Source organism: Micromonospora sp. S-DT3-3-22 (assembly GCF_015354745.1).
Taxonomy (GTDB): Bacteria; Actinomycetota; Actinomycetes; order Mycobacteriales; family Micromonosporaceae; genus Micromonospora; species Micromonospora wenchangensis.
Genome location: NZ_JACGMO010000100.1, coordinates 20,203 through 28,787 on the forward strand (window position 1 = coordinate 20,203; position 8,585 = coordinate 28,787).

An 8,585-nucleotide genomic window follows, 5' to 3' on the forward strand; every position below is an offset into this window, starting at 1 on the left:
CTCATGGTGACTGCCACTTAGCGCGGTTGCGGATCGCAGATGTGGTCTAGGGGTTCAAATCCCCTGGCAGTCGCCAACAAGCGGCGGGGCGGGCCTTCGGGCCCGCCCCGTTCGTCACCTGTGCCCCGGCGACCGCGCCGCCGGCCGGGGGCAGCGGGCCGGGTCGGCCGTCGCGCACCCGGGTGGCGTCCGCCGTGACCACAACCAGGTTTATGAACGGTGACGCGACCGTTAAATCCGCGCCGTTTCGTCGCACATAAAAGGATCGGCGGGACAAACCGCTCCTGCCTGACAATTGTTTCGTCACACCCGGTCACTCCGCCCAGGCAAAGCCGACTGAGCTGCCAAAACGGCCGTTCACCGGCCGACATATCGCGCAGCGCGACCGAACTATTGACCGTGCGCGATGGGTCGCATATTGTTCGCGGTGCAAGTTCCGCCGGACGAGATAAACACCGCCAGAATCAGCAGCCAGCCGTCGGCAATCGACGCATCCTTTCCGCTGCCCGTCGCGTCGGGTCAACCGCGCACATATTCCGCCCGACCAGCAAGGAATCCCCGTGGAAATGCTCACCCCTTCCTGGCGCACCCTGGCCCTTTTCGACGGAATAGGTGGTCACCAGGGAAATCTGCTGCCCACCCTCGGAGCGCTGCACGCGCAACCGGAGAACGCGCTCTTCTTCGACCGCATGTTCCGGGCCCTCGACGACCTGCGGGAGCATCTCGGCGGCGTACCCGAACCGGCCGTCCCCGCCGGGAGCCGGCTGCGCCGGTGGTTCACCGCCCCCGCCACCGCGCCGCCCACCGGCACCGACGACTCGGTCGTCGCCGGGATCTGCGTCCACCTGATCCAGCTGTGCGACCTGCAACCCCGGCGGGCCGCCCTCGACACCGTCACCGCCGCCATCGGGCACAGCATCGGGCTCCAGGCGGCCATCGTCGCCGGCCTGCGGCCGAAGCGGACGGACGCCTTCCTCGCCCTCGCCGAGACCTCGCTCAAGCTGGTCGCGTTGAGCCTCGCCCGGGGGCACCAGGCCACCACCGGCCGCCAGGTCCCCACCGAACTGGCCGAGCGGTACGCCAGCGCTGGCGACCCACGTCAGCGACCCGGCCCGATGGCGCTGGTCAGCGGCCCCTCCCGGGCGGATCTCGCCGCCCTGGTCGACCGCTACCGGCGGGACACCGGACGGTCGGTAGCGGTCGGCCTGGTCAACACCCCCACCACCGGCGTGCTCAGCGGGCACACCGAGGACCTGCTGCACTTCCACGCCCACCACGAGGCGGTGTTCCGCAGCGGCGCGGCGACGTGGACGTTCCTCACCAACACCCTGCCGTTCCACAGCCCGCACCTGGCCGCCGCAGCCGACGAGGTACGCCGGGACCGGACCTTCGTCGGCCCCCTGCCCGCCGCCGGTGAGCTGCGGATACCGGTGTACGCGGCGGACGCCCCCCGGACCCTGCCGCCCGACGCCGACCTGCTCGACGAGTTCGTCGACCAGGTGCTGGTCCGCCCGGTCGACTGGGCGACCGCCAGCGTCCACGCCGTCACCGACGCGGGGATCACCACGGTGCTGGACTGCGGCCCCGGCCCCGCCGCCCGCCGGTTCACCCGGGAGTGCCTCGGCGGCCGGACGCTGCGCTTCGAGTCGATCCGACGAGCCTCCCGGCGACCGTGAAAGGACACCACGTGCACTGTCTACTCTTCCCGGGCCAGGGGGTGCAGCGCCGCGGCATGGGCGCCGACCTGTTCGGCCTGTTCCCCGAGGCCACCGCCAGGGCCGACGAGATCCTCGGCTGGTCCATCGAGGAGCTGTGCACCCGGGACCCGCACCGACGCCTGCGCGACACCCGCTACGCCCAACCCGCGGTGTTCTTCGTCAACGCCCTGCTGGCCCAGCAGGTGACCGCCGAACGACCCGGGCACTACCGGTACTTCGCCGGCCACAGCCTCGGCGAGTACAACGCGTTGGTCGCCGCCGGGGTGCTCGACCTCGACGCCGCCCTGCGGCTGGTCGACCGGCGGGCCGAGCTGATGTCCCAGGTCACGGGTGGGGGCATGTCGGCGGTGCAGGGCCTGCCGGTGTCGTTCGTCCGGCGGGCGTTGACCGAGACCGGCCTGCCCCGGGTGTTCGTGGCGAACCTCAACGCCGACACCCAGAGCACGATCGCCGGGGATCGCGCCGAACTCGCCGTCGCCGCCAAGGCGATCGGCGCGCTGCCCGGGGCACGGGTCGTCCCGCTCAACGTCAGCGGCCCCTTCCACACCCCGCTGATGGCGTCGGCGGAGCAGCGGTTCCGGGCCGTCCTGGACGGCTGCGACTTCGCCCCCGGGCACACCCCCGTGGTCTCCGGGGTCACCGGGGACGTCTTCGACACCGACCGCGCCGCCGAACTGCTCGCCCGGCAACTGTCCACCCCCGTGGAGTGGGTCCGGGCGGTCACCACCCTGCGCGCGGCCGGTGTCACCGGGTTCGACGAGGTCAACGGCAAGACCCTCAGCGCATTTCTCACCCGCATCGCGGAGAGGTGATTCACCGCATGGACACGGATATCGCGGTCGTCGGCCTGTCGGTCGAGGTGCCCGGGGCCGACGACCTCGACACCTTCTGGCAGATCATCAGTTCCGGGGCGAGCCTCACCCGACCGTTTCCCACGAACCGCCGGGAAAAGCTGGCCGAATACATCAGGTATCTCCGGGCGACGAGCATCGAACCGGTGACCGAGCCCGACGTCGAATACCACAACGGTTGTTTCCTCGACGAGGTCGACACCTTCGACCACACCGTTTTCGGAATGAACCCCCGGCAGGCCACGCTGACCGACCCGCACCACCGAATGGTCATGCGCGCCATGTTCCTCGCCTTCGAGGACGCCGGTTACGGTTTCGACCGGCTCCGGGGCAGCCGGACAGGCGTGTTCGTCGGTTTCGCGGTCAACCCCGGATCGACCTATCTGGACTACATCTGCCGCGTCGACCCGAACAACGGCCAGCAGGCCATCACCGGCAACATCCCGGCGATGCTGGCGAACCGGCTGTCGCACCTGCTGGACCTGCGCGGCCCGAGCCTGGTGGTGGACACCGCCTGCTCGGCCACCCTGGTCGCCGTGCACCAGGCCAAGAACGCGCTGCTCGCCGGGGACTGCGAGATGGCGGTGGTCGGCGGCGCCCGGATCGTCTTCTCCCCCGTCAAGCACCCGCACTCCAACATCGGCATCGAGTCCTCCGACGGGGTCACCCGCACCTTCGACGAGGCCGCCGACGGCACCGGTTTCGGCGAGGGGTCCGGTGCGGTCGTCCTCAAGCGGATGTCGCAGGCGGTGGCGGACGGCGACCGGATCTACGCCGTCATCAAGGGCAGCGCCGTCAACCACGACGGCAACACCGAGGGCATCACCAACCCCGACTCCGACTCGCAGGCCGACCTGCTGGACGCCGCCTGGCGCAACGCGGGCGTCGACCCCCGGACCCTCGGCTACCTGGAGGCCCACGGCACCGCCACCCGGGTCGGTGACCCGATCGAGCACGAGGGGATGAAACGCGCCTTCGCCCGGTACACCGGCGACCGGGGGTTCTGCGCGGTCGGCACCGTCAAGGCGAACGTGGGGCACCTGTTCGAGGGCTCCGGCGTCATCGGTCTGATCAAGGCCATCGCGGTGCTGCGCAACCGGATGATCCCGCCGCAGGCCAACTTCAAGAACCCCAACCCGAAGCTCGACTTCGCCGCCGGGCCGCTGTACGTCTCCACCAGCCTGCGGCCGTGGGAGTCCCCCGACGGCCCACGGCGCTGCGGGGTCAGCGCCTTCGGCCTCGGCGGCACCAACGCCCACGTCGTGCTGGAGGAGCACGTCGCCGAGACACCGGCGGCCCCCGCCGGCCCGGGGCCGTTCCTGTTCACCCTCAGCGCGGCCACCCTGAAGTCCCTGGTCCGCCTCGGTGAGCGGTACGTGCGGTTCATCGACGCCGCCGGCCTCGACGGGGTCGACATCGCCGACGTCTGCCACACCAGCCAGGTCTCCCGCAGCGGGCACCGGCACCGGGCGGCGTTCGTCGTCCACGACGTCGCCGACCTGCGCCGGCAACTGGTCGCCTCGCTGGCCGACGGGGCGTCGCCGCCGCCGGACGGCCCGCTCGGCGACGAGGCCCGCCGCTACCTGGCCGGCGCGCCGGTGGACTGGCGGCGGCTCTCCGACGGCCGCCGCCGGATCGTCCGCCTTCCCGGGTACGCCTTCGACACCACCCCCGCGTGGGTGCAGTTCCCCGACACCTGGCGGGCGCAGCTGTCCCTGGGCACCGTCGACGAGGAGCACCCCGTCACCCACGACGTGGTGTTCGCCCCCGCCGCCGACCCGGCGTCGCCGACGCCCGGGGCGCGGGTGCTGGCCCTGGTCGACCCGGACACCGACGCCGGGCAACTGCTCGCCGCGACCGGACTGGACGACCTGCGGGTGCTGCGGCTCGGCGAGCCGGTACGCCCCGGCGGCGCGCCCTTCGACGCCCGCTCGGCGGACTCCTTCGCCGAGATCGCCCGGCTGGTCGACGACGACGGCATCACCCACCTGGTGCACGCGCTCGGCTTCGACGCCACCCCCGCCGCCGACCTCGCCGAACTCGACCTGCGGACCGGCAAGAACCTGCACAGCCTGTTCCAGCTGACCAAGGCGTTGATGGCGGCCGGCGTCAAGCTGGAGCTGACGGTGCTCACCCGGCGCGCGGTCTGCGCCCACGACGCCGAACCCGACGTGGTGGTCGAGAACGGCGCGCTGGTCGGCTTCGGCAAGGTCATCGGCCGGGAGTACCCGTACCTCGGGGTCACCCACCTCGACGTCGACCCGGGCGTGTCGCCCGACGCGGTCCGGGCGGAGATCCTCTCCCCCGAACGCGGGGTGTTCCTGTGGCGCGACGGCCGACGCCTGCACGAGGTCTTCGTCGAGGTGCCACAGGTCGACACCGACGGCCCGCAGAGCTACCTGCGGCCGGGCGGCACCTACCTGGTCACCGGCGGCACCGGCGCGCTCGGCCTGGCCGTCGCCCACGCGTTCGCCACCCGGCAGCCCGACGTGACCCTGGTGCTGCTCAGCCGGTCCGGCCTGCCGCCGCGCGACCAGTGGCCGGACCTGCTGTCCGCGCCGGCCGGCGACGCCCGTGCCGCACGGGTACGCGCGGTGCGGGAGCTGGAGGAACTCGGTGCCCGGGTCCGGGTGGTCGCCGCCGACGCCGGTGACCCGGACGCGCTGGCCGCCGCCGTGGCCGACGCCCGGGGCGGGCACGGCCGCATCGACGGCATCGTGCACGCCGCCGGCCTGCCCGGTGGCAGCACCGTCATGTTCCGGGACCTCGCCGACTTCGACGCGGTGGTCCGGGCGAAGCTGCACGCCGCGTTCCTGCTCGACCAGCTCACCCGGGACGACCGGCCGGACTTCGTCGTGCACTTCTCGTCGGTGGCGTCGGTGTTCCCCGCCCCCGGCCAGGCCGACTACGCGGCGGCCAACTACTACCTGGACAACGTGGCCCGCAGCCAGGCCGGCGGGTCGACCCACGTGATCGCGCTGGACTGGGTCGCGTGGAAGGAGATCGGCATGGCCGTCGACCACGGCACCAGCGGCGACACCATGTTCCGGGCCCTGCCCACCCGGGTCGGGCTGGAGGTCCTCGACGCGGGCCTGCGTTCCGGCCGGTCCCGGCTGTTCGCCGGGGAGCTGCACTACCGGGGGGAGCTGATCCACCTGCTGCGCTCCTACGACGTGCGGCTCTCCGCCGAGATCGACGCGAAGGTCGACCGGGAGATGCAGGCGTTGGAGCAGCGGCTGCGGCAGGCCGCCGACAAGATCCGGGCCACCGTCGACGCGGTCGGTGTCGAGCTGGAGGGCCGGCCGGACGGTGGGTACACCGACGTCGAGCGGTCCGTGGCGCAGTGCCTCGCCCTCGCCTTCGGCTATCCGACGCTCGACGTGGAGGCGGACTTCTTCGACCTGGGCGGCGACTCCATCATGGCCGCCTCGGTGGCCAACACCATCGCCGTGCGGCACGACGTGCAGTACGACGTCGCGGACCTGCTCGCCGACCGGACCGTCGCCGAGATCGCGTACCACGTCGAGGACCTGGTCGCCTTCGCGGACGCCGCCGCCTGACGACACCGATCGGAGGGTGGCATGTCGGACATGACTACCGGGCCGGCGCTGCGGCGCATCGTCGGCTTCGCCCTGCCGCTGACCGCGGCGAACCTGCTGCAACAGGGCTACCTGCTGGTCGACAGCGTCGTCGTCGGCCGTTACGTCGGGGTCGAGGGGCTGGCCGTGGTGGGCGCCTGCGGGCCCCTGTTCTATCTGCTCAACGCCATGTTCATCGGGCTGGGCACGGCGTTCACCATCCGGTTGGCCCACCTGACCGGTGGCCAGCAGGTCGACCGTCGCCGCGACGTGGTCGCCGCGCTCACCCTCCTCACGGTCGTCTGGGCCGCCGGCTGTGTCGTCCTGGCGACGCTCCTTGTCGATCCGGCGCTGGCGGTGATGGGAATCGACGGGCGGCTCGCCGCCGACTCGGCCCGGTTCTTCGGCACCCTGGCGCTCGGCTTCCCCGGGATCTTCGGCAGCGCCGCGGTCAGCGCCTACTTCCGCGGGCTGGGTGACTCCCGGTCGGCGATGTGGGTGCAGGGCGTCGGCAGCATCGCCAACGTCGTCCTGGTGCTGGTCTTCGTCGCCGTCCTCGACGGGGGTGTGGTCGGCGCGGCGTTGGCCACCGCCGTGGCCAGCACGGTCGCCCTGGTGGTCGGGCTGGTCTGGGCGGCGCGCGCCCACCCGGTGCGGCGCGGCGGGCCACGGCCTGCGGTCCGCCGGGAACTCGTCGACGCCGCCCGGCTGGGCCTGCCCCTGGCCAGCCAGCACATCGTGCTCGCCCTCGGGATCATGGTGCTGGTCGGGATCATCCAGTCCTACGGGGAGGTGGTCCTCGCCGCGTTCACGATCGTCTCCCGGATCGAGTTGTTCACCGGCATCCTGTTCCTCGACTTCTCCGGCGCGGTGACCGCCTTCGCCGCCCAGAACCTCGGCGCGGGGGACCTGGCCCGGGCCCGTGACGGGCTGCTGCGCACGCTGCGGTTGACGGCCGTGCTGTCGGTGCTGGTCGCCGGGGTGGTGCTGGTCGCCCGCGCCCCGCTCGCCGCGTTGTTCACCGACGATCCGGCCACCCGGGAACTGACCGGACGCTACCTGACGATCATCTATCCCTTCCTGCTCCTCTACACCGCCATGGTGGTCATCCACGGTTACCTCAACGGCGCCGGCCGGACGACCGCGCCGCTGATCTGCACGCTGATCGCCTTCGTCGCCGTGCAGATCCCCTTCGCCTGGCTGCTGAACGGGCCGTTCGGCATCGACGCCGTGATGTGGGCGGTGGTGGCCAGTTGGACCGCCGGGCTGACCTACAGCGTGTTCTGCCTGCGGCGGGTGCTGTTCGTCCGGCCCGCCCCGGCGGCGGTGCCCGCCGCTACCTGATGCCCCGTCCATCCCAGCCCGTGAGGACCACCCATTGATCAACCACCGCACCGCCGAGGTGACGTTCCACGCGGGCCGCAGCCGGACCGCCCACCTGACCTGGGGCCAGCAGGGCACCTGGGACGTCCTACGCCGGTGGCTGCCGGAGATGAAGCCGTTCTTCGTGCTGACCCGGTGGCTGCCCGTACCCCTGCTGCTCGAGGTCGACGACGTGCTGGCACAGCTGTCCCACCTGCTTAGGCGGCACGAGTCGCTGCGGACGCTCTTCCCGGCTGGGGTCGACGGCCAGGGCGGCCAGCACGTGCTCGGCGAGGGCGTCGTCACCGTCGAGGTCGTCGACCGGCCCGACGGTGACCCGGTCAGCTTCGCCGACATCGTCGCCGACTGCCTGCGTCGGGCCGGCACCCGCCCGTTCGCCCACGACACCGAGCTGCCGATCCGGTTCGCGGTCGCCACCCACGAGGGCATCCCCGTGCTGCTGATGTTCGCCGTGTCCCACCTGGCGGCCGACCATCTCGGCGCGGACCTCCTGGCCGCCGAGCTGGCCGCGCTGCTGCGGGCCAGGACCGACGGGGACGCCCCACCGCCGGCCCGACCGGCGGTGCAGCCGGTCGACCTGGCCGTCTTCGAACGCTCCCCGGACGGGCAACGCCGCAACGTCGACGCGCTGGCGTACCTGCGTCAGCAGCTGCGCCGCCTACCGGTCGCGCCCCTGCCCGAGCGGGTCACCCCGGCCGACCCCCGGTACTGGCGCGGTGAACTCGCCTCCGACGCCGCCGCCGTGGCCCTGCGGCTGGCCGCCCGACGACTGCGCACCACCACGTCGGTCACCCTGCTGGCCGTCACCAACGCGCTGGTGCGCACGTTCTGCGCCACGCCGGTCTACCCGCTGGACATCATGCAGAGCAACCGGGTGGAACCGGAGCTGCGGTACACCGTGACCAGCCTCAACCAGGCCGTCCGTACCGCCATGGAGGTGTCCGGCGACACCGTCGGTGACCTGGTCGGGCACGCCCGTGCCGCGATGGGGGCGGCGATGCGGCACGCCCGCCACGACGGCCGCGCCGCCGCCCAGGTGGCCCGCGCCGCCGCCG

Annotated in this window: 5 protein-coding genes; all 5 read left to right on the forward strand. The window is 72.4% G+C overall.

Annotated features, from left to right (window positions below):
- Positions 1–560 precede the first annotated feature (560 nt).
- Positions 561–1,676, forward strand: a complete 1,116-nt coding sequence (locus H1A17_RS24865; RefSeq protein WP_194823020.1) for an ACP S-malonyltransferase — start codon at positions 561–563, stop codon at positions 1,674–1,676.
- Positions 1,677–1,687: 11 nt separating this feature from the next.
- A complete protein-coding gene (locus H1A17_RS24870) occupies positions 1,688–2,530 on the forward strand; it encodes an acyltransferase domain-containing protein (RefSeq protein WP_194823021.1) in 843 nt (280 codons plus the stop codon).
- Between the two features lie 8 nt (positions 2,531–2,538).
- Complete coding sequence (locus H1A17_RS24875) at positions 2,539–6,129, forward strand: type I polyketide synthase (RefSeq protein ID WP_194823022.1); 3,591 nt, start codon at positions 2,539–2,541, stop codon at positions 6,127–6,129.
- Positions 6,130–6,150: 21 nt separating this feature from the next.
- Complete coding sequence (locus H1A17_RS24880) at positions 6,151–7,491, forward strand: MATE family efflux transporter (RefSeq protein ID WP_194823023.1); 1,341 nt, start codon at positions 6,151–6,153, stop codon at positions 7,489–7,491.
- A gap of 34 nt (positions 7,492–7,525) precedes the next feature.
- On the forward strand, positions 7,526–8,585 hold a 1,060-nt coding region (locus H1A17_RS24885; RefSeq protein WP_194823024.1), incomplete at its 3' end, for a condensation domain-containing protein.

Bases quoted from the DNA above. Each gene is read 5' to 3' on its own strand.
- H1A17_RS24875 (WP_194823022.1), top strand. From the start codon at position 2,539: ATGGACACGGATATCGCGGTCGTCGGCCTGTCGGTCGAGGTGCCCGGG.
- H1A17_RS24880 (WP_194823023.1), top strand. From the start codon at position 6,151: ATGTCGGACATGACTACCGGGCCGGCGCTGCGGCGCATCGTCGGCTTC.